Origin of the sequence: Streptomyces sp. NPDC097619 (assembly GCF_040302735.1) — a bacterium.
GTDB lineage: Bacteria > Actinomycetota > Actinomycetes > Streptomycetales > Streptomycetaceae > Streptomyces.
This window is the reverse complement of the sequence record NZ_JBEOSD010000026.1, coordinates 14,123-31,319: the sequence shown is the minus strand read 5'-3', so window position 1 is coordinate 31,319 and position 17,197 is coordinate 14,123. Positions and strand designations below refer to the sequence as shown.

Annotated in this window: 18 protein-coding genes and 1 riboswitch; of the genes, 4 read left to right on the top strand and 14 right to left on the bottom strand. The window is 73.9% G+C overall.

What is annotated here, in order from left to right; all coding sequences use genetic code 11:
* Positions 1-87: 87 nt before the first annotated feature.
* Positions 88-735 (bottom strand): TetR/AcrR family transcriptional regulator, encoded by a 648-nt coding sequence (locus ABTZ17_RS10325; protein ID WP_502994636.1) that lies wholly within the window; start codon positions 733-735, stop codon positions 88-90.
* Between the two features lie 149 nt (positions 736-884).
* Between ABTZ17_RS10325 and ABTZ17_RS10320 the strand changes: the two genes are divergently transcribed.
* Positions 885-1,532, top strand: a complete 648-nt coding sequence (locus ABTZ17_RS10320; RefSeq protein WP_352195124.1) for a DUF6230 family protein — start codon at positions 885-887, stop codon at positions 1,530-1,532.
* Positions 1,523-2,461, top strand: a complete 939-nt coding sequence (locus tag ABTZ17_RS10315) for a DUF6114 domain-containing protein (RefSeq protein WP_352195123.1) — start codon at positions 1,523-1,525, stop codon at positions 2,459-2,461. Before ABTZ17_RS10320 ends, ABTZ17_RS10315 begins: the two co-directional genes overlap by 10 nt.
* A gap of 52 nt (positions 2,462-2,513) precedes the next feature.
* On the opposite strand, the gene ABTZ17_RS10310 is transcribed toward ABTZ17_RS10315, so the two are convergent.
* The 3 genes from ABTZ17_RS10310 to ABTZ17_RS10300 all read right to left on the bottom strand — a co-directional run bounded on the left by ABTZ17_RS10310 (position 2,514) and on the right by ABTZ17_RS10300 (position 4,760).
* Positions 2,514-2,663: an SCO1431 family membrane protein gene (locus tag ABTZ17_RS10310; protein ID WP_352195122.1), complete on the bottom strand. Its 150-nt coding sequence runs from the start codon at positions 2,661-2,663 to the stop codon at positions 2,514-2,516.
* A gap of 233 nt (positions 2,664-2,896) precedes the next feature.
* Positions 2,897-3,319: an SPW repeat protein gene (locus ABTZ17_RS10305; protein ID WP_352195121.1), complete on the bottom strand. Its 423-nt coding sequence runs from the start codon at positions 3,317-3,319 to the stop codon at positions 2,897-2,899.
* 70 nt (positions 3,320-3,389) lie between these two features.
* Positions 3,390-4,760: a C39 family peptidase gene (locus ABTZ17_RS10300; protein ID WP_352195120.1), complete on the bottom strand. Its 1,371-nt coding sequence runs from the start codon at positions 4,758-4,760 to the stop codon at positions 3,390-3,392.
* 197 nt (positions 4,761-4,957) lie between these two features.
* Between ABTZ17_RS10300 and ABTZ17_RS10295 the strand changes: the two genes are divergently transcribed.
* Positions 4,958-5,575 carry a uridine kinase family protein gene (locus ABTZ17_RS10295; protein ID WP_352195150.1) on the top strand — a complete coding sequence of 206 codons (618 nt, stop codon included), beginning with the start codon at positions 4,958-4,960 and terminating at the stop codon, positions 5,573-5,575.
* 344 nt (positions 5,576-5,919) lie between these two features.
* Positions 5,920-7,851: an AAA family ATPase gene (locus ABTZ17_RS10290; RefSeq protein ID WP_352195119.1), complete on the top strand. Its 1,932-nt coding sequence runs from the start codon at positions 5,920-5,922 to the stop codon at positions 7,849-7,851.
* A gap of 71 nt (positions 7,852-7,922) precedes the next feature.
* Here the strand turns inward: ABTZ17_RS10290 and ABTZ17_RS10285 are convergent, their stop codons facing one another.
* The 10 genes from ABTZ17_RS10285 to ribD all read right to left on the bottom strand — a co-directional run bounded on the left by ABTZ17_RS10285 (position 7,923) and on the right by ribD (position 16,778).
* The gene (locus tag ABTZ17_RS10285) at positions 7,923-8,981 is read right to left on the bottom strand and encodes a hemolysin family protein (protein WP_352195118.1); all 1,059 of its coding nucleotides are present in this window, start codon (positions 8,979-8,981) and stop codon (positions 7,923-7,925) included.
* On the bottom strand, positions 8,978-10,348 hold the full coding sequence (locus tag ABTZ17_RS10280; protein ID WP_352195117.1) for a hemolysin family protein: 1,371 nt from the start codon (positions 10,346-10,348) through the stop codon (positions 8,978-8,980). The genes ABTZ17_RS10285 and ABTZ17_RS10280 overlap by 4 nt, the downstream gene beginning before the upstream one ends.
* 177 nt (positions 10,349-10,525) lie before the next feature.
* Positions 10,526-10,990, bottom strand: coding sequence for a PH domain-containing protein (locus ABTZ17_RS10275; RefSeq protein ID WP_352195116.1), 465 nt, complete (start codon positions 10,988-10,990; stop codon positions 10,526-10,528).
* A gap of 151 nt (positions 10,991-11,141) precedes the next feature.
* Entirely contained in the window at positions 11,142-11,990 is an 849-nt protein-coding gene (gene hisG / locus ABTZ17_RS10270; RefSeq protein ID WP_352195115.1) for an ATP phosphoribosyltransferase, read from the bottom strand.
* A 69-nt stretch (positions 11,991-12,059) separates the two neighbouring features.
* Entirely contained in the window at positions 12,060-12,341 is a 282-nt protein-coding gene (locus tag ABTZ17_RS10265; RefSeq protein WP_352195114.1) for a phosphoribosyl-ATP diphosphatase, read from the bottom strand.
* Between the two features lie 116 nt (positions 12,342-12,457).
* Positions 12,458-12,943 carry a 6,7-dimethyl-8-ribityllumazine synthase gene (ribH, locus tag ABTZ17_RS10260; protein ID WP_352195113.1) on the bottom strand — a complete coding sequence of 162 codons (486 nt, stop codon included), beginning with the start codon at positions 12,941-12,943 and terminating at the stop codon, positions 12,458-12,460.
* A gap of 134 nt (positions 12,944-13,077) precedes the next feature.
* Positions 13,078-14,385, bottom strand: coding sequence for a bifunctional 3,4-dihydroxy-2-butanone-4-phosphate synthase/GTP cyclohydrolase II (locus tag ABTZ17_RS10255; protein ID WP_352195112.1), 1,308 nt, complete (start codon positions 14,383-14,385; stop codon positions 13,078-13,080).
* Positions 14,382-15,068 carry a nicotinamide mononucleotide transporter family protein gene (locus ABTZ17_RS10250; protein WP_352195111.1) on the bottom strand — a complete coding sequence of 229 codons (687 nt, stop codon included), beginning with the start codon at positions 15,066-15,068 and terminating at the stop codon, positions 14,382-14,384. The genes ABTZ17_RS10255 and ABTZ17_RS10250 overlap by 4 nt, the downstream gene beginning before the upstream one ends.
* Positions 15,065-15,688 carry a riboflavin synthase gene (locus ABTZ17_RS10245; protein WP_352195110.1) on the bottom strand — a complete coding sequence of 208 codons (624 nt, stop codon included), beginning with the start codon at positions 15,686-15,688 and terminating at the stop codon, positions 15,065-15,067. The genes ABTZ17_RS10250 and ABTZ17_RS10245 overlap by 4 nt, the downstream gene beginning before the upstream one ends.
* 1 nt (position 15,689) lies before the next feature.
* A complete protein-coding gene (ribD, locus tag ABTZ17_RS10240) occupies positions 15,690-16,778 on the bottom strand; it encodes a bifunctional diaminohydroxyphosphoribosylaminopyrimidine deaminase/5-amino-6-(5-phosphoribosylamino)uracil reductase RibD (RefSeq protein WP_352195109.1) in 1,089 nt (362 codons plus the stop codon).
* Positions 16,779-16,936: 158 nt separating this feature from the next.
* Positions 16,937-17,067, bottom strand: a riboswitch (FMN riboswitch).
* Positions 17,068-17,197: the final 130 nt, after the last annotated feature.

Here is a 17,197-nt window from a genome sequence, read left to right as displayed (position 1 = left end):
ATCTGCGGCTGCGGCGGGGCCGAGTATGCCCGATCACGGCGGTCCCGTCACGGGTGCAAGATCAACCGGTGACCGGAACGTGACTGCTCAGACGGGTTCGACCACGGGTGGAGCCGGGCATTCCGGCACGAACTCCCCGATCGTCCCGAGGGTGGCCCGGAGCAGCCGGACCAACATCGCCCCGAGCACCTCCCGGGAGGGCGACTGCGGCTCGGTGCGGCCCGCGATCCAGTCCAGGGTGATGTCCTCGACGGCCCCCAGCCATCCCACCAGCCCCAGCCGGGCCAGTTCCGGGATCTTCCGGGTGCCGTAGGCCCCCTCGGCGATGGTCGCGGCCAGTTCCTCGCGCACCCCGTCCCGGATGGCCAGCACCTCGGCGTCGGAGCCGACCCCGCCGGTGACGATGGTCCGGTACGCGGCCTGGTGGTGCTCGGCGTAGCGGAGGTAGCCCTCGATGGTGCGCCGGACCCGCTCGGCCCTCGGCAGTTCGGTGTTCCCCCCGGCCTGCGCGACCAGCTCGGCCACCGAGTCCTCGACGATGGCCAGGTAGTAGCCGCGCTTGCTCTTGAAGTAGTAGTAGATGAGGCCCTTGGCCACGCCCGCCTGCCGCGCGATGTCGTCCATCGAGAGGGCGTCGTAGGCGGTGTCGGCGAACAACCTCCTTCCGGTCGCTATGAGTTCGGCCCTGCGCGCCTGGGATCGCCCGGTCTCGCCCCGCTGTTGACTCATATTCAAATTCGGCCCTAGCCTCGAACTGCCACGGGATGCCCGCAGTATGGCAGAGCGTCCCCCACGGGACGCCCGCACCGATCTTCGGGCATTCCGGGGCTCCGCACCGGCTCTTCGCACTTCCCCGCGCACCGGACCACGGACGGGAGACCCCGATGAGCACGAAGCCGCATCCACCCCGGGCGGAGCGCCGCCCGCGCCGACCCGGACCGGGCGAGGGCCGGGTCCACTGGAAGAAGGCCGCCTGCGCCGCCGTGCCCGCCCTCGTGGTGGCCGCCGGGATGGCCCTCATGACCGCCCAGGGGGCGCTGGCCGCCTCCTTCGCCGTCTCCGGGACCACCTTCCAGGTCTCCTCGGGGCGGCTCACCGCGGACGGCCTCTCCTCCTACGTCACCACCGACCGCTCCGTCGACGGCCGCGGCCGGCCCGCCGCCCTGCTCGGCCTGGGCGACGCCGTGCTCTCGGACATCTGCCAGTCCGCGCGGATCGCGACCCCCGTGGGCCGGGTCGTGTTCCGGCTGACGGCGGGCGGGCCCGCGGGCGAGGTCACGGCGAGCAGCCTGATCATCGACGGCGAGGACCTCACCGGCGACGCCCGCTTCGGCAGCGCCGAGATCGGCCGGGACGCCTCCACCCTGGACCGGGTGCCCGGGATCGCCGGAGAGGCCGGGAAGTTCGGGCTCCAGGCGGGCCGGGTCGAAGTGACCGGCGTCCGCTCGAACGCCTGGGCCGCCACCGGCGGCAACTTCCGCCTCAAGGGCCTTCGGGTCGAGGTCGGCCTGAACGGCCGGACGTGCTTCTGAAGCCGCGCCCGGGGGCCGCGATCGGGAGCGGGGCCCGGGGACGGTTCCGCGTCCGGTTCCGCCGCTGGCGCCGGACCCGGCCGTTCTGGGGCGGACTCCTGCTGATCCTGGCGGGGGCCGAGCTGATGCTCGTCCCGCTCTCCCCGCTCACGGTCCTGGTGGCCCTCGGGCTGGGCGGACTGGCGGCCCTGGGCATCGGCGGCGCGCTGATCACGGCCGGGCTGTTCCTGTGGTTCCTGCCGCACACCCGGCAGTACGTGAGCGTGCACGCCCTGCTGCTGTCGGTGCTCTCCTTCGCCGCCACCAACCTGGGCGGCTTCCTGGTGGGCATGCTGCTCGGGATCGCCGGGGCCGCCCTGGCCTTCGGCTGGACCCCGGAACCGGAGCCCGCGCAGGACGGGCCGGAGCCGCCGGAGCCCCTCCCGCCCGCCTCCCGGTTCCTGGCGCCCGCCCTGCCGGTGGTGCTCCTCGCGGCGCTGACGGGGCCCGGCGGGTCGCCGGCGGACGGGAGGGCGGAAGCGGTCGGGCCACCGTGCCGCGCCCCGGAGGTGACCACGAGCCGGTTCGCTCCCGAGGGCTTCGCCCTCGCCGGGCCCGCCACCGTCCGGACCGCGTGCGGGCCGGTGCGGGTGCTCGTCTTCCGGATGCGGGCGGCCTCGCTCTCCGACTACCGGCTGGACACCCGCGACGGCGGCCGGGAACTCGCGCTCGGTGCCCGCTCGCTGCGGCTGCGCGGGGAGGTCACCCTCTACCTGACCCGGCTCAGCGGGTGCGTGGAGGGGATCCTGTGCCTGACCTTCGCCCCGGACGGGCTGCCGGCACCGCCCGTGATCCCGCCGTTCGTCTTCCTGACGGACGTGGTCGCGGGCCAGGCCGCGGTGCGCGCGGACGAGATCCTGACGGACGGGCTCTCCCTCGGGGCCGCCTGACCGGCGCGGCGGGCCGCCTCGGCGGCGGCCCGCTCGACAGCGCGCGTCGGCTTCAGAGCAGGCCGGTCTGCGTCACGAACATGGCGAGGACGACCACGAGGGTCCAGCCCAGCACGTGCTCCACCCACTTGGCCCGGTCATCGGGGCCTCCGGTGCGGACGAGCTTGCGGACACGGGTCAGGGCGGCGCTGTCTGCGGTCATGAGTCTGGGCCTCGGTTCGGCTGGTGACGGAACCCCCCGGTATCCGTCCAATGTGCCGGCTTCCGGGCCGTCCGAGGGAGAGACGTTGGTCACCCGTGGCGCCCGTCACGCCCAGCCGGGCCGGGCCCATGGTCCCGACCGACCGGGGCCGGACACGGCACGGCCCGACCCCGGCGGGGACGCCGGGGCCGGGCGCGGCCCGGGGTGGGCGGCCTCGGGGGCCGCCGGGACCCTCATGCCCTCCTGCGGTCGGTCATGGCCATGGCCGCGCCCAGGCAGAGCGCGACCGCGCCGGTGATCACGTTCGTCCAGACGCTGCGGGTGGTGCTCATGTCCCCCGCGATCACCCACGGGGAGACGATGGTCCAGGCGCCGATCGCCATGGCCGCCCAGGCCATGGCGTGCGTGCGCTCGTAGGCGGTGCCGACCCCGCCCATGAACAGGCAGTACGCGACGCCCGTGATCAGGTTGCAGACCGCCAGCGCGGTCAGGCCGCTGAACCCCACGATCCAGGGCGAGGCCGCCAGGAACACGCCCGTCAACAGGGCCAGGGTCTCCACCGCCTGGGCGCGGGGGGTGGTGGTCGCCGCCTCGAACCGGGAACGCAGCTCGGCGAGGTCGGGGTGCTGCTCGATGCTCGGATGCATGGTGGACATGTCGGGCCGCCTCCTACCGAAGCACTTATATGCCCTTTATCACCATGAAACTCCCGAACCCCGCCCCGGGTCAACGGATTCCGGGGGCCGGCTCCGGAAGGACGCCCACGGCCGCCAGGGCGGCCGTGCGGACCGGGCCCGGTCGGGCGGGCACGTACAGGTAGCAGATCCCCCCGGAGCCCGAGGCGGTCTTCCCCGCGGCGTCCGTCCGTTTCGTGCGCAGCCACACGTTCTCGAACTCCCGGCGCCGGTAGACCCGGCGGACCTCGGCGTTCGTGGCGGCGTAGGGGTCGTTGGCCACCACGTCCCCGGAGGAGGTGAAACCGGTGACGGTCATCAGGTGCCCGGCGGTGCCGTAGCCCGCCCCCGTCAGCTCGCCCTTGCGGAAGGACTGCGAGGTGATCAGCGGGATGCCCGCACGGACCAGTCGTTCGGCGTCGGCGAGGGAGGACAGCCGGGTGACCACGGCGGCGGTCTCGGGGTAGGCGGCCGCGTAGGCGGCGTTGAAGGACCAGTTGCCGCAGCCCTTGTACTGGTGGTCGAAGGTGCGCCGGGCCGCGTGGCAGACCTGCGGGTCGGAGTAGGCCGGGTCCACCCAGGCCAGCTCCTCGCGGCCGGGCCCCCGTCCCCAGTACTCCAGGACCATCGTGGAGGAGGTGGGGCTGCACCAGGCCTCGCCCCCGTTGTCGTACTCCGGGTACCGGCCCCGATGGATCTCCTGCGAGCGGCGCGGCACGGCCAGCTCCGGGGCCGGGGTGGGCGTGGAGGCCGGCACCTCGGTGCGGTCGGGCACGTCCGAGGCCATCGCCCCGGCGAGGTGCACCCAGGGGGTGAGCCGGGTGCCGGGCCGGCGGTACAGGGTGAGCCGGAGCTGCCAGTCGGCGATCCGCGGGCCCTTGCCCGGGGCGGCCACGGCCAGGGTGTCGGTCCACACCCGGGTCCGGCCGTCGCCCTGGTCGTCCACGGAGGTGCGCCGGATGTCCTGCTCCCCCGCGGCCCAGCAGCCCATCGTGTACCAGGGGCTGCGGGTGCCGTCGGGGTACCCGGCGCGCAGCTCGGCCCGGAGCCAGGTGCCGGGCGGGGTGTGGGCGTTCCAGGAGGGCACCACCTCGGTGGCCGGAACGGCCGGGACGTGCACCGGGGAGATCCAGACCGCCGACTCCCAGGAGGAGGTGCGGCCGGTGTGCGGATCGGTGTATTCCGTGCGGTCGGAGGCGGCGCCGATCTCCAGGCGGGGACGGACGCCGGGCACGGCCACGGTGCCCTGGTGGGTGCCGGCCCGCCAGTGCCCGTACGCGTACCAGAAACGGTTGTCCACGGTCCCGCGCGGATCCCGGGGACGGGGACCCCGGGCGGCGGCCGGCCCGGAGACGGCGGCCGTGACGGTGGCGGCGGCGAGGGCGGCGGCCAGCAGGGCCCGGCGTGGCGTGGCTGCGGTCATCGGCGGGGAACCCCCTGATCGGATCCGGTGCGGCGGTCCCGGCCACCTTCGCAGCCCGCGGGCCGCGCGGGCCAGGCCCGGAGGCCGTGTCGGCCCGGACGTAGGCTGGCCGGGTGGACGGATCCGACACCCAGCCCCCTTCGCCCGCCCCCGCGGCACCCGCGTCGCGGGACCCCGCGCCGAGGGCTCCGGACCCGCTGGCTCCGCTGGCGCGGCGGCTGGCCGCGCGGCCGCCGTCCTGCGGGCCGGTCCGGCTGATCGCCGTGGACGGGCACGCGGGCTCCGGGAAGAGCACCTTCGCCGGTCGGCTGGCCGCGGCCCTGGGCGGCGCCCCGGTGCTGCACCTGGACGACGTGGCCACGCACGAGGAGCTGTTCGACTGGACCGGACGGTTCGCGGCCGAGGTGACCGGCCCCCTGGCGGCCGGGCGGGCCGCGCGCTGGCGGCCGTACGACTGGGTGGGGCGGCGGTTCGGTCCGGAGCGGACGCAGGAGCCGGTGCCGGTGCTCGTGATCGAGGGGGTGGGCGCCGGCCGGCGGGCGCTGCGGCCCCTCCTCGCGGGCCTGCTGTGGATGGAGACGCCCCGGGAGACCTCCTGGGGGCGCGGGCGCCGGCGGGACGGGAGCGCGTTGGCCGATTTCTGGGACGGATGGGAGCGCGCGGAGCTCGCGCACTTCGCGGACGACCCTTCGCGCCCCTTCGCGGACGTTCTGGTGCGCCAGAGCGGTACGGGATACGAGTGGTCTTCGGGTACGGGAGTGACCCCCCGGCCACCCGGATCCGTGACCGAGCGTGACGACACGGCCCCGGTTTGAATCCTGCTCTAACGTGCGGCCGGACAGCCCCTCCGACCCGCTTGACCGCGGACCCGGACCGGCCTTACGTTCTGAATGTGCGGCCCCTTCGGGGCTGACACGGACGCGAAGCCCCCGGTTGTTCCCCCGTGACCGGGGGCTTCGTTCTGCCCTCCGACGGCTCCCGCGGGCCCGCTCCGTGGCGCCCCTCGTTCACCCTGCGTTACGCGGCCGGCCGGATCCCGCCCCTCCGCGGGTGCCCGCAGCTCCCTGCGTGCGGGCCGTAACCGCAGGTACGATGCAGTCTGATTCCGGCTGAGCTGCCTGCGTGACTCCCGTCCAGGACGCGGAGGTTGGGGGATGCGATGGACTTCGGCACGCGGGGCGGCGCGCACGCCCCCGCCGAACTCGCCTGGCTGCGCGGGGTGGACGCGTACACCATGGGCGCCTATCCGCAGGCCGAGGAGGAGTTCCGGGCCGCCGTCGGACTGGATCCCGGGATGGCCGACGCCTGGCTCGGACTGCACGCGCTGCGCGTGGACACCACCCACGCCCTGCTGCGCATGTACGCCCACCGCGAGCGGTTCGGCGAACAGCGCACCCGGCACCGCCGGACCCTGAACTCCTGGTACTGGCTGGGCTGGTGGGTGCAGCCGGTGCTGGAGTCGCGGCGGGACCTGTTACTCGCACACGCCTCCCACTGGTTGGACGGCCGGCACGTCCCCGAGCTGGACCAGGCCCTCGCCGGGCTGCCGCCCGTGGACGCCGACCCCCAGGTCCGCTTCCTGCACGCCTGCCGCGCCTATCTGGTCAAGGACTGGGAACAGCTCGTCCGGCACACCGAACCGCTCGTGGACGACGCCCTGTTGGGCATCGAGTCGGGACTGTTCGGCGGGATGGCGCGGGTCCGGCTGGAGATGTACGGGCAGGCCGAGCCGGTGCTCTCGGCCGCGCTGATGCGCTGCCGCAGCGAGCAGCCGCAGCGCAAGGAGCTGCGGTACTGGCTGGCCCGCGCCCACGAGGGCACCGGACGCAGCGCGGCGGCCCTGCCGCTGTACCGGGCCGTGCACCGGGTCGACCCGGCCTTCATGGACACCGCGGCCCGACTGACCGCGATCTCCGAGGGCGACGGACTGGACGGGGCCGACGGGCTGGACTACGCCGGCCGCGGGGCCGCCGGGGACCAGCCCGCCATGGCCCTGTCCGGGGGGCCGGTGCCGGCTTCCGCGGGGGGCCAGGTCGAGCCGGACCCGCTGGCCGTGGCCGAGCCCCCGGAGGGCCGGGAGCCCCGGTTCGGGCCGGGGACCGGCGGTCCGGCCGGACCGCCTCCGCCGCCCCCGGAGCGGTCCCGGCACAAGACGGCGGCCGGCCAGGCCGGCGTCGGACTGCCCCCCGGGCCGCCGGATCCGGAACTGTTGGCGCTGGCCCTGGCCGAGCTGGAGCGGATGGTGGGGCTGGAGCCGGTGAAGCGCCAGGTCAAGGCGTTGTCGGCGCAGCTGCACATGGCGCGCCTGCGGGCCGGTCAGGGGCTGCCGGTGCAGCCCCCGAAGCGGCACTTCGTCTTCTCCGGACCCTCGGGGACCGGCAAGACCACGGTGGCACGGATCCTGGGGCGGGTGTTCTACGCGCTGGGCCTGCTCGGCGGCGACCATCTGGTGGAGGCCCAACGGGCCGACCTGGTCGGCGAGTTCCTGGGACAGACGGCCGTGAAGGCCAATGAGCTGATCGACTCGGCCCTGGGCGGGGTGCTCTTCGTGGACGAGGCGTACAGCCTCTCCAACTCCGGCTACAGCAAGGGTGACGCGTACGGGGACGAGGCCCTTCAGGTGCTGTTGAAGCGGGCCGAGGACAACCGCGACCAGCTGGTGGTGATCCTGGCCGGCTATCCGGCGGGCATGGACCGGCTGCTGGCCGTCAACCCGGGGCTGTCCTCCCGGTTCACCACCCGCGTGGACTTCCCCAGCTACCGCCCGCAGGAACTGACCGCGATCGGCCGGGTGCTGGCCTCGGCGGACGGGGACCGCTGGGACGAGGAGGCCCTGGAGGAACTGGGCAGCATCAGCGGGCACGTGGTGGAGCAGGGCTGGATCGACGAGTTGGGCAACGGGCGCTTCCTGCGGACCCTGTACGAGAAGAGCTGCGCCTACCGGGACCTGCGGCTGGCGGGGTACCCGGGGACCCCGGGTCGGGAGGACCTGGCCACGCTGCGGCTGCCGGACCTGATGCAGGCGTACGGGGAGGTGCTGTCGGGCCGGGGCCCGCAGGACCGCGGCCGCACGGAGCCGCCGCCCCTGTAGCGCCCGACCGGAGCCTGGGTCGGGGCCCCGCCCCAGGAGGGCGGGACCCCGACCCGTACCGGCGGCAGGGCTCAGGGCCGGGTGCCCGCCGGGGCGGGGGCGCGGCGCCGGTGCGTGGGGTCGCGGACCTCGCCCACCAGCATCTCCAGGACGTCCTCCAGGGTGACCAGTCCCAGCACCCGTCCGGTCGGATCGGCGACCTGCGCCAGGTGGGTGGCCTCGCGGCGCATCACGCTGAGGGCATCGTCCAGGGGCAGGGTGGCGGACAGGGTGGTCATCCGCCGCCAGACCTGCTGGGGCACCGGGCGTTCCCGCTCCTCCACGTCCAGGACGTCCTTGACGTGCAGGTAGCCCATGAAGGAACCGGCGTCGGAGAGGACCGGGAACCGCGAGTAGCCGGTGCGCACGGTCAGCGCCTCGATCTGCCGGGGGGTGGCCGAGGGGCCGACGGTCACGAGCTGGGAGCGGTCCAGGAGGACGTCGGTGACGGGGCGGCTGCCCAGCTCCAGGGCGTCCTCCAGGCGTTCCTGCTCCACCGGCTCCAGCAGCCCGGCCTGGCGGGAGTCCTCCACGAGCCGGCCCAGCTGGGCGCTGGTGTAGACGGCCTCGACCTCGTCCTTCGGCTCCACCTTGAACAGGCGCAGCACCACGCGGGCGCAGGCGCCCAGGGCGGTGGTGACGGGCCCGCAGACCCGGGCGAAGCCGACCAGGCCGGGGCTGAGCCACAGCGCGGTCCGCTCGGGGGCGGCCATCGCCAGGTTCTTCGGGACCATCTCGCCGATGACCAGGTGGAGGAAGACCACCGCGGCCAGGGCGAGGGCGTACCCGAGGGGGTGCACGAGCCCTTCGGGGACGTGTGCCGCGTGGAAGACGGGCTCCAGCAGCCGGGCCACGGTGGGTTCGGCGACCGCGCCCAGGGTCAGCGAGCAGATGGTGATGCCGAACTGGGCGGCGGCCATCATCCGGGGCAGGTTCTCCAGTCCGTGGAGGGTCTGCCGGGCCCGCTTGGAGTGGGCGGCGAGGGGTTCGATCTGGCTGCGGCGGACCGAGACCAGGGCGAATTCGGCGCCCACGAAGAAGCCGTTGGCGAGGACCAGCAGCAGGGCGAAGAGCAGTTGGAGGGCGTTCACCGGGCCACCGCCGTCAGGGCGGGGGCGGTGCGGCCGGACTGCTCCGCCCGGGGGGCCGGGGCGGTGCGGACCAGCCGGACCCGTTCGGCGCGGTAGCGGCCGACCTGCCGGACGGAGAGCTTCCAGCCGGGGAGTTCGGCCCGGTCCCCGGGGGCGGGGATGCGGCCGAGGAGGTCGGCGACGAGTCCGGCGACGGTCTCGTACGGGCCCTCGGGCACGTCGAGTCCTATCCGGCGCAGGGTGTGCACCCGGCAGGAGCCGTCGGCCTCCCAGGCGGGGCGGCCGTCCTCGGCGGGCGCGGCGGCCAGTTCCGGGGTCTCCTCGTCGGCGCGGTCGTGCTCGTCGCGGACCTCGCCGACCAGTTCCTCGACGATGTCCTCCAGGGTGACCACTCCGGCGGTGCCGCCGTACTCGTCGACGACCACGGCCATCGGCTGTTCGGTGCGGAGCCGTTCCAGGAGGGGCTGGACGGGGAGGGTGCCGGGGACCAGGAGGGCCGGGACGACGATCCCGAAGACCCGGGTGCTCGGTCGTCGGGACTCGGGCACGGCGAGGGCGTCCTTCAGGTGGACCACGCCGAGGATCTCGTCGATGCGCTCGCCGTAGACCGGGAACCGGGACAGGCCGGTGGCCCGGGTCAGGTTGAGCACGTCGGCGGCGGTGGCGGTGGACTGGAGGGCGCTGACGCGGACCCGGGGGGTCATGACGTGCTGGGCGGTCAGGTCGCCGAGGGAGAGGGTGCGGACGAACAGGTCCGCGGTGTCCTGTTCCAGGGCTCCGGCCTGCGCCGAATGGCGGACCAGGGAGACCAGTTCGCCGGGGGTGCGGGCGGAGGCCAGCTCCTCGGCCGGTTCCACGCCCATGGCGCGGACCAGCCGGTTGGCGACGGCGTTGAGTCCGGCGATGACCGGTCGGAACAGCCGGGAGAAGGCGTGCTGCGGGCCGGCCACGAAGCGGGCCACCTGGAGCGGCCGGGAGACCGCCCAGTTCTTGGGGACGAGTTCGCCGACCACCATCTGCACGGCGGAGGCCAGCAGCATGCCGATCAGCACCGAGACCACGGAGACCGCGCCGCGGGGCAGGCCGGTCGCGGTGAGCGGGCCGGCGAGCAGCCCGGCGAGGGCGGGCTCGGCGAGCATGCCGACCACGAGGGAGGTGAGGGTGATGCCGAGCTGGGTGCCGGAGAGCTGGAAGGACAGCTCGCGCAGGGCGTTGACGACCGTGCGGGCACGGCGGTCGCCCTCCGCGGCGGCGCGTTCGGCCTCGGGACGCTCCACGGTCACGAGGCCGAACTCGGCGGCCACGAAGAAACCGTTGGCGAGGATCAGGGCGAAGGCCGCCCCGAGCAGGATGAGCGGGATGGTCATGCCGCCGCCCCGGTGAGGGGGGCGGCGCAGGTACTACCGGACGATCCGTCCATTGCTGGAGGGAGTCACTCCTCTGGTCGCAGGGGGCCCCGGCCCGCTGGGTACGGGGGCCGGAGGCGGGGCGCGCGGTGGCGCCCCGGGACCAGGGTAGTCACTGGGATCGGAGCCGCAATGGCGTCAGAGCCCGGGAGCGCCCGTTCCGCGGGTCTCGGTGAGGGCGCGCAGGGCGCGGGCGTCGGCGATGGCCTGTGCCTTGGCCACGCCGGGCTGGATGCCGAGGGCGGGGAGGCTGGTGCCGTCGTTCAGGTCGAGGAAGACCCACGGGTCGCCGGGGCGCAGGTTCACCCGGAGGATCTGGGCCCACTCCAGGCGGCGGGTGGTGGTCAGGTTGACCACGGTCACCCCGCCCTCGTCGGCGACCACCTTGGGGCGGCTGAGGAGGACGAGCACGGAGGTGAGGAGGGCCGCGATGAAGACGAAGCTGATCCGCTCGCCGCCGGTGAGGCGCTCCAGCATCACGGCCACGGTGGTGATGGTGGCGAACATGACGGCGCCGACGCCCAGCAGGACGGCCCGGGTGCGGGTCGGCCGGAAGGTCACCGGCAGAGCGGGCGTCTCGGCGGGGGCGGCGGGCTGGGTCATGGTGCGGGGTGCCTTTGCGGGAGGGCCGCCCGGCGGCCGCGGGGGCGGGCCGGACGGGGTGCGGACCCGGGGGAGGTCCGGGGCCGGCGGCGGACGGTGCGGGGCCGCTGCCGGGTCCCGCCGGGACGGGCGGGACCCGGAGGGCGGGGCTTCAGAGGCGGCAGGCGTGGATCGAGGTGGTGAGGATCGCGCGGGCGCCCAGTTCGTACAGGTCGTCCATGATCCGCTGGGCTTCCTTGGCGGGGACCATGGCGCGGACGGCGACCCAGCCCTCGTTGTGCAGCGGGGAGACGGTCGGGGACTCCAGGCCGGGGGTGAGGGCCACGGCCCGTTCCAGGTGCTCGGCGCGGATGTCGTAGTCCATCATCACGTACGAGCGGGCGACGAGGACGCCCTGGAGGCGGCGCAGGAACTGCTGGACCTGCGGGTGGTCCTCCTCGGCGCCCTGACGGCGGATCACGATGGCCTCGGACTTGAGGATCGGCTCGCCGATGACCTCCAGGCCGGCGTTGCGCAGGCTGGTGCCGGTCTCGACCACGTCGGCGATGATCTGGGCCACGCCGAGCTGGATGGCGGTCTCGACGGCGCCGTCCAGGTGGACCACGGAGGCGTCGATGCCCTGGTCGGCGAGGTGCTGGGCGACGATGCCCTCGTAGGAGGTGGCGATCGTCATGCCGCCGAAGTCCTCCGGGCCCTTGGCGGTGCCCGGGCGGGTGGCGTAGCGGAAGGTGGAGCGGCCGAAGTTCAGGGGCAGGATCTCCGCGGCGTTCGCCCCGGAGTCCAGGAGCAGGTCGCGGCCGGTGATGCCGATGTCGAGCTTGCCCGAGGCCACGTAGATGGCGATGTCCTTGGGCCGGAGGTAGAAGAACTCGACCTCGTTCTCCGGGTCGACGGTGACGAGCTCCTTGGACTCCTTGCGCTGCCGGTAGCCGGCCTCATGGAGCATCGCCGACGCAGGTCCGGAGAGTGAACCCTTGTTGGGGACGGCGATGCGCAGCATGAGGTCGGTTTCCTTTGTTCGTTGCAGGGAGTGCTGTGCGGAGCGGGGTGCGGCGGGGGCCGGGCCGGCTCAGAGGTGGGCGTAGACCTCGTCGAGGGAGATCCCGCGCGCGACCATCATCACTTGGACGTGGTACAGCAGCTGGGAGATCTCCTCGGCGGCGGCTTCCTTGCCCTCGTACTCGGCGGCCATCCAGACTTCGGCGGCCTCCTCGACGACCTTCTTGCCGATGGCATGGACGCCCTTGCCGACCAGCTCGGCGGTGCGGGAGGTGCTGGGGTCGCCGGTGGCGGCCTTGAGCTGGAGCTCCGCGAAGAGCTCTTCGAAGGTCTTCAGGGGTGTGTTCGCCATGATGTGCCTAGCCTAAGGGTTCTGCCGGGCGCCGTGGCGCGCGGGTTCACTCCTTGGACGCACCGACGGACGGGCCCGGGGGTGCTCCCCCGGGGCCCGTCCGTCGTGGGTGGCGGCTAGCGCCAGGGCTCGCTGATGGTGCGGAGGGTCATGGCGGTGGCGACGGCGGCGGTGACCGCTTCGTGGCCCTTGTCCTCGTTCGACCCCTCCAGGCCGGCACGGTCCAGGGCCTGCTCGTCGTTGTCGCAGGTCAGCACGCCGAAGCCGACGGGGACGCCGGTGTCGACGGAGACCTTCACCAGGCCCTCGGTGACGCCCTGGCAGACGTAGTCGAAGTGCGGGGTGCCGCCGCGGATGACCACGCCGAGGGCGACGACGGCGTCGTAGCCGCGTTCGGCGAGGACCTTGGCGACCACGGGCAGCTCGAAGCTGCCGGGGACGCGCAGCAGGGTGGGCTCGTCGATGCCGAGCTCGTGGAGGGCGCGCAGGGCGCCGTCCACGAGGCCGTCCATGACCTTCTCGTGCCACTGCGCCGCGATCACGGCGACCCTCAGGTCCCCGCAGTTCCGTACGCTCAGTTCGGGTGCGCCCTTGCCGCTCACGGCTCTCCTCGTCGTTCGGTCTCTGTGCTCTGTGCTCTGGTGCTGTGGTGCTCTGGTGCTGTGCCGGTCGCTCGTCGTGCCGGGGTGCCCGGTGCGCCGGGCGGACGGGTGGGCCGCGCCGGGCGCGGCCGCCGTCACTGGCTGTTGCAGGCGGAGACGGCTCCGGCGTCCAGCCAGGGCAGTTCGTGCCCCATCCGGTCCCGCTTGGTCCGCAGGTAGGTGAGGTTGTGCTCGCCCGCCTCGACGGGCATCGGTTCGCGGCTGCGGACCTCGACGCCGTGCCGCTGGAGGGCCTCGGCCTTCTCGGGGTTGTTGGTGAGCAGGCGGACCGAGCGGACCCCGAGGTCGGTGAGGATCTGGGCGCCCGCTCCGTAGTCCCGGGCGTCGGCGGGGAGGCCGAGTTCCAGGTTGGCGTCGAGGGTGTCGCGGCCTCGTTCCTGGAGCTCGTAGGCGCGCAGCTTGGACAGCAGTCCGATGCCGCGGCCCTCGTGGCCGCGCAGGTAGACGATGATCCCGCGGCCCTCGGCCTGGACCCGCAGCATGGAGGCTTCGAGCTGGGGGCCGCAGTCGCAGCGCAGGGAGTGGAAGACGTCCCCGGTGAGGCACTCGGAGTGCATGCGGACCAGCAGGTCGCGGCCGTCGCCGAGGTCGCCGTGGACCAGGGCCACGTGCTCGACCCCGTCCACGGTGGAGCGGTAGCCGTAGGCGGTGAACTCGCCGAAGGCCGTGGGCAGGGTGGTGCGGGCCTCGCGGCGGACGGTGGGCTCGGCACTGCGGCGGTAGGCGATCAGGTCCTCGATGGAGATGATCGTCAGGCCGTGCTTGCGGGCGAAGGGGATCAGCTCGGGGAGCCGGAGCATGACCCCGTCCTCGCCGGCGATCTCCACGATGGCGCCGGCGGGGCGCAGCCCCGCGAGCCGGGCCAGGTCCACGGCGGCCTCGGTGTGGCCGTTGCGGACCAGGACGCCGCCGGGCTTGGCGCGGAGCGGGAAGATGTGGCCGGGCCGGACGAAGTCGCCGGCGGTGACGGCCGGGCCGCCCGCGAGCAGGCGCAGGGTGGTGGCGCGGTCGGCGGCGGAGATGCCGGTGGTGACGCCGTGCGCGGCGGTGGCGTCCACGGAGACGGTAAAGGCCGTCTGCATCGACTCGGTGTTGTGGGCGACCATCTGGGGCAGTTCCAGTCGGTCCAGTTCCTCGCCCTCCAGGGGGGCGCAGATCAGGCCGCGGCACTCGCTCATCATGAAGGCGACGATCTCGGGGGTGGCCTTCTCGGCGGCGATGACGAGGTCGCCCTCGTTCTCGCGGTCCTCGTCGTCCACGACGACCACGGGCCGGCCGGCCGCGATGTCGCGGATGGCCTGCTCGACGGGGTCGAGGCGGAAGAGGGCGGCGTCCGCCTCTTCGTCGGAGTACCGGTCTGCGGGGACGGGTTCGAGGTTCATGCCGCCGCTCCTTCCAGGGCCGTGGCGTTGGTGGTGCCGGGGGTCGCCGGGGTTCCGGCGGCCTGGGCCGTGCGCGAGCGCTGGTACCAGTCGTGGGCCCCCCACAGGACGAGGGCGCCGTAGATCACGTAGACGAATCCGGAGAAGGCGTAGCCGTTGGCGAAGGCGAGGGGGACGCCGACCAGGTCCACCAGGAGCCAGGCGAACCAGAACTCGACCATGCCCTTGGCCTGGGCGTACATGGCCACGATGGTGCCGACGAACACGTAGGCGTCCGGCCAGGGGTCCCAGGAGAGGGAGGGGACGGCGGTGAAGAGGCCGCCGACGGCGAGGGTGCCGAGCAGGGCGGCGCCCGCGAGGAACCCGCGCTCCCGCCAGGTGGCGAAGCGGACGGCGAGGCCGCCGTCCTGGGCCTGCTGCCGGCCGCGGGTCCACTGGTACCAGCCCCAGAGGGCCACGACGATGACGACGGCCTGCTTGCCGGCGCTGCCGGTGAGGGTGCCGGCGAAGGCGACGAAGAGGATGAGGCCCGAGGCCAGCTGGACGGGCCAGGTCCATATGGAGCGCCGCCAGCCGAGGGCGAGGGCGACCAGTCCGGCGGTGTTGCCGATCATGTCGGACCACTTGATGTGCTGACCGAGGACGGTGAACGCCTCGGAGTTCATCCAGGCCACGGCGCTCATGCGGGGGTCTCCTTCGCGTGCAGCGGGTCCACTCCGGCGGCGAGCAGGCGCTCGACGTACTTGGCGAGGACGTCCACCTCCAGGTTGACCGGGTCGCCGGGCTGCTTCAGGCCGAGCGTGGTCAGGGCGAGGGTGGTGGGGATGAGGCTGATGGTGAAGTGGTCGGCGGCGGCGTCGACCACGGTGAGGCTGACCCCGTCCACGGTGATGGAGCCCTTCTCGACCACGTAGCGGGACAGCTGCGCGGGCAGGGAGACCTTGACGAGCTCCCAGTGCTCGGAGGGGGTCCGTTCCAGGATGGTGCCGGTGCCGTCCACGTGGCCCTGGACCAGGTGGCCGCCGAGGCGACCGCCGAGGGCCATGGGGCGTTCCAGGTTGACGCGGGAGCCGGTGCCGAGGGCGCCGAGGCTGGACCGCTTGAGGGTCTCGGCCATCACGTCGGCGGTGAACTCGCCGTCCGCGGTGTCCACCACGGTGAGACAGACGCCGTTGACGGCGATGGAGTCACCGTGCTTGGCGTCCTCGGTCACGAGCGGGCCGCGCAGACGGAAGCGGGAGGCGTCCCGGAGCTCCTCCACGGCCGTGACCTCGCCCAGCTCTTCGACGATTCCGGTGAACACTTCAGCGCTCCTTGGGGGCGGTGGGGACGGCGGTGACGCGCAGGTCGGGGCCGATGCGGACGGTCTCGACGAGGTCGAGCCGCAGGGCGTCGGCGAGGGTGGCGATCCCGGCGTCGCCGAGGGCGGCGGGACCGGCGCCGAGCAGGACGGGGGCCAGGTAGCCGACCACCTCGTCCACGGCTCCGGCGGCCACGAAGGCGCCCGCGAGGGTGGGGCCGCCTTCCAGGAGGACCGAGCGGACGCCGCGGGCGTACAGCTCGGCCAGCAGCGCGTCCACGGAGAGGCCGCCGCCGGTGCGGGGCAGCCGGACCAGGTCCACGCCGGGGAGGTGGTCGGTGTCGGCGTCCTCGCCGACGGCCACCAGGGTGGGGGCGGCCGCGTCGAGGACGCGGGCACCGGGGGTGATCGTGGCGCGGGTGTCGAGGACGACCCGCAGGGGTTGGACGGCGCCTTCGACGCCGCGGACCGCGAGGTGCGGGTCGTCGGCGCGCAGGGTGCCGGAGCCGACGACGACGGCGTCGCTGCCGGCGCGCAGCCGGTGGACGTCGGCGCGGGACTCAGGAGAGCTGATCCACCGGCTGGTGGAGTCGGCCGCGGCGATCCGGCCGTCGAGGGTGGCGGCGTACTTCCAGCGGACGTGCGGGCGGCCCCGGCGGATGGAGGTCAGCCAGGCGGTGTTCCCGGCCGCGGCCTCCGCTTCGAGGAACCCGCCCTCGGTGGCGATGCCGGCGGCGCGCAGGGTGTCCGCGCCCCCGCCGGCCTGCGGGTTCGGGTCGGAGACGGCATAGACCACGCGGGCCACGCCCGCTTCGACCAGCGCTCGGGCACAGGGCCCGGTGCGGCCGGTGTGGTTGCAGGGTTCGAGGGTGACGTAGGCGGTGCCGCCGCGGGCCGCGTCGCCCGCGGCGCGCAGGGCGTGGACCTCGGCGTGCGGGCCGCCGGCCCGCTGGTGCCAGCCCTCGCCGACCTGGTGTCCGGCGGCGTCGGTGAGGACGCAGCCGACCACGGGGTTGGGGCTGGTGGAGCCGAGGCCGCGGGAGGCGAGCGCGATGGCGCGTCGCATGGCGTCCGTGTCGGTGAGCCGGCCCATCGGGTCCTCCTGCCTCATATCGGGCACGGACTCCGGGGCCTGTCGGGATACGACAGAGGAAGCGGACGCGCAACACGGGGACGCCGAGGCCGAAGACCCGGACCACCTGCGAGAAAGATCGCGGTGGTACGGCTACGGCGGCGTACCGTGACGGCCCGCCGCGCACTGCCTCCCATCCGGACTTTCACCGTCGGTCCAGGAATTTCACCTGGTCAACCGGCCACTGGATGCGGTCGGGTCGCGGACTGTAACCGCCGGTTCGGAATTACACCGACCCCGGAGTGCGCTGCTTCTGGTACTGGAGCCAGTCTGCCACGCCGCGCAAGCGGTCATGCAGGGGAAGTGCTGTGGCCTGGCTCACAAGAGCTTACTCAGGCAAGTTCCAGCGAACCGCCGGCCAGGGGGCCCAGGGTTGGTCC

Coding starts and splice junctions, on each gene's coding strand:
- ABTZ17_RS10320 (WP_352195124.1), top strand. CDS start 885: ATGAGCACGAAGCCGCATCCACCCCGGGCGGAGCGCCGCCCGCGCCGA.
- ABTZ17_RS10310 (WP_352195122.1), bottom strand. CDS start 2,663: ATGACCGCAGACAGCGCCGCCCTGACCCGTGTCCGCAAGCTCGTCCGC.
- ABTZ17_RS10305 (WP_352195121.1), bottom strand. CDS start 3,319: ATGTCCACCATGCATCCGAGCATCGAGCAGCACCCCGACCTCGCCGAG.
- ABTZ17_RS10300 (WP_352195120.1), bottom strand. CDS start 4,760: ATGACCGCAGCCACGCCACGCCGGGCCCTGCTGGCCGCCGCCCTCGCC.
- ABTZ17_RS10290 (WP_352195119.1), top strand. CDS start 5,920: ATGGACTTCGGCACGCGGGGCGGCGCGCACGCCCCCGCCGAACTCGCC.
- ABTZ17_RS10280 (WP_352195117.1), bottom strand. CDS start 10,348: ATGACCATCCCGCTCATCCTGCTCGGGGCGGCCTTCGCCCTGATCCTC.
- ABTZ17_RS10275 (WP_352195116.1), bottom strand. CDS start 10,990: ATGACCCAGCCCGCCGCCCCCGCCGAGACGCCCGCTCTGCCGGTGACC.
- hisG (WP_352195115.1), bottom strand. CDS start 11,990: ATGCTGCGCATCGCCGTCCCCAACAAGGGTTCACTCTCCGGACCTGCG.
- ABTZ17_RS10265 (WP_352195114.1), bottom strand. CDS start 12,341: ATGGCGAACACACCCCTGAAGACCTTCGAAGAGCTCTTCGCGGAGCTC.
- ABTZ17_RS10255 (WP_352195112.1), bottom strand. CDS start 14,385: ATGAACCTCGAACCCGTCCCCGCAGACCGGTACTCCGACGAAGAGGCG.
- ABTZ17_RS10250 (WP_352195111.1), bottom strand. CDS start 15,068: ATGAGCGCCGTGGCCTGGATGAACTCCGAGGCGTTCACCGTCCTCGGT.
- ribD (WP_352195109.1), bottom strand. CDS start 16,778: ATGGGCCGGCTCACCGACACGGACGCCATGCGACGCGCCATCGCGCTC.